The organism is Kocuria arenosa (genome assembly GCF_042879215.1).
In the GTDB taxonomy this organism is placed as follows: domain Bacteria; phylum Actinomycetota; class Actinomycetes; order Actinomycetales; family Micrococcaceae; genus Kocuria; species Kocuria arenosa.
On the sequence record NZ_JBHZTA010000032.1, the window covers coordinates 1 to 2,515 of the forward strand.

Below are 2,515 nucleotides of genomic sequence, written 5' to 3' on the forward strand. Positions count from 1 at the left end.
GTGGGGACGACGTCGCCGACTTTGTCGGTGATCCAGTCGTGGAAGGCGCCGATGTGGTGTTCGGAGGGCACGAGGACTCCGCCCTGGGCGTAGACCTTGGAGTTCATGGCGGGTTGGCAGCGTTCGCAGGCGTCGAAGTCCTGCTGGTTGACGCGGTGGAAGAGCTCCACGGAGGCGGTGACGTCCTTGCCGGAGTCCACGACGGAGGGCAGGTAGAGCCAGTCGCACTCCACGATGGTGTGGTCGGGGGCCATCGGGAACATCCGGTGGATGATCACGTGGTCGGGCACGAGGTTGACGAACACGGTGGGGCGGACGGTGATCGCGTAGTAGCGGCGGTCGTGGTCCTCGTCGACGCCGGGGAGCTTGTCCAGGCCCTCGGAGCCGTCGACGGTGAAGCCCAGGACGTCGTCGCCGAACTCCGCGCCGTGGCCGACGAAGTACTGGGCGGCGAGGCCGTCGGCGAACTCGGGCAGCACCTCGGTGAGCTCGGGGTGGATGGTGGCGCAGTGGTAGCACTCCATGAAGTTCTCGATGATGAGCTTCCAGTTGGCCTTCACGTCGTAGGTGATGCGCCGGCCCAGGGAGAGGTTGGCGATGTCGTAGCCCTCGATGGCCTGGGTGTCGCCGAGGCGGTCCTGGATGTCGCCCATGACGTCCTCCTCGAAGGAGGGCGGGTTCTCGGCCAGGCAGACCCAGACGTAGCCGAGGTACTCCCGCACCGGCACGGTGACCAGTCCGTATTCCTGGCGGTCGATGTCGGGCATCTTGGTGAGGTTGGGGGCGGCGATGAGCTTGCCGTCGAAGTCGTAGGTCCAGGCGTGGTAGGGGCACTGGAAGGAGCGGCCGGCCTCGCCGGTCTCCTCCATGCACAGCTTCACGCCGCGGTGGCGGCAGATGTTGTAGAACGCGCGGATGCCGTGCTTGCGGTTGCGGGTGATGATGATGGACTCGCGGCCGATCTGCACGGTGCGGAAGGCGCCGGGCTTGTCGAGGTCGCCGGCGCGCACGGCGCAGAACCACATCTGCTCGAAGATGCGTTCCTGCTCGGCGCGGAACACGGCCTCGTCCACGTAGGTGGACCCGGGCAGGGTGGAGATCAGGGACTCCGAGACGACATTGGTGGACAACGTGAACTCCTTGCGGTGTGCTGCGGAACAGGTGGTGTGCTGCGGAACGGGTGGAAGGGGTGGAAGGGATCAGACGGCCACCGGGGCCGCGGCGGCCGCTGCGGTGGCGGCCGGGGCGGCGGCGGCCACCGCGGCGGCGACGGCCGGGGCTGCTGCGCTCTGGGGGGCAGGCGTCCCCGCGGCTGCGGCGGAGAGCTTCTCGAGGGTCTTGCGCCAGCGGCAGAACAGTTTGGTCTGGTTCCAGGCCAGCACCGCCACCGGGTGCTCCCCGGCGTAGTAGACGGCCAGCAGGGAATCCTCGCCGGGGCCGCCGTGCTCGTAGGCCACCCGGTCGCTGCGGGAGGCGTCGCCGGCGAACTGCAGGCGGGTGCCGTACTGGTCGGACCAGAAGTAGGGGGGCTTCACCGCCGGCAGGGTCGCCGGGTCCGCGCCCAGCAGCGCGCCCACGGCCACCGCCGGGCGCTGGGCGGCCCCGGTCCAGTGCTCCACCCGCTGGTGGCGGCCGGTGACCGGCTCCCACCACGCGGCGCAGTCGCCGACCGCGACGACCCCGGGGATGCTGGTGGCCCCGACCGCGTCGCAGACCACGCCGTTGCCCAGCTCGATCCCGGAGCCCTCCAGCCAGGCGGTGTTGGGCACCGCCCCGATGCCCACGACCACCACGTCGGCGGGCAGCACCCGCCCGCCGACCAGGCGCACCGCGGCCACGGACCCGCCGGCGAGCTCGAACTCGGCGATGTCGGCCCCGCAGATCAGCTCCACCCCGGCGCGCTCGTGCAGCCCGGCCACGACCGCGCCCAGCTGCGCCCCCAGCGGCCCGCACAGCGGGGTGGGGGACTTCTCCAGCACGGTGACCTCCAGGCCCAGGGCGTGGGCGGTGGAGGCGACCTCGGCGCCGATGAAGCCCGCGCCCACGACCACCATCCGGCCTCCGGCGCGCACCAGGGCGCGCAGCTTCTGCGCATCGTCGATGGTGCGCAGGGTCACCACGTTGTCGGCCTCCGCGATCTGAGGCAGCGACCGGGGCGAGGCGCCGGTGGCGATGACCAGGGCCTCGGCGTGGACCATGCGCCCGTCCTCCAGGTGCACCATGCGGGTGGCCGCGTCGAAGGACACCGCCCGGGTCCCGAGGATCCACTCCGCCTCCAGGGCGTCGGTGTCGGTCTCCAGGGCCAGGTCGGCGGCCTCGATCCGCCCCGCCAGGAAGTCCTTGGACAGCGGCGGACGGTCGTAGGGACGGGCCGGATCATCACCGATGATCACCAGCCGACCGGCGAACCCGAGACTACGCGCGGCCCGGGCGGCCGACAGACCGGCCAGGGACGCCCCGACAATGACGAGGGACTCCATGAAGGACCCCTTTCAAGAGACAGACAACGGACGAC

At 71.1% G+C, this 2,515-nt stretch carries 2 protein-coding genes; both read right to left on the minus strand.

From position 1 onward, the window contains the following. The coding region (locus ACFYE3_RS18960) for an aromatic ring-hydroxylating oxygenase subunit alpha (protein ID WP_387612008.1) at positions 1 to 1,130 on the minus strand (1,130 nt) is incomplete at its 3' end. Between the two features lie 69 nt (positions 1,131 to 1,199). Beyond that, positions 1,200 to 2,480, minus strand: a complete 1,281-nt coding sequence (locus ACFYE3_RS18965) for an NAD(P)/FAD-dependent oxidoreductase (protein WP_387612010.1) — start codon at positions 2,478 to 2,480, stop codon at positions 1,200 to 1,202. Between the last annotated feature and the right edge of the window lie 35 nt (positions 2,481 to 2,515).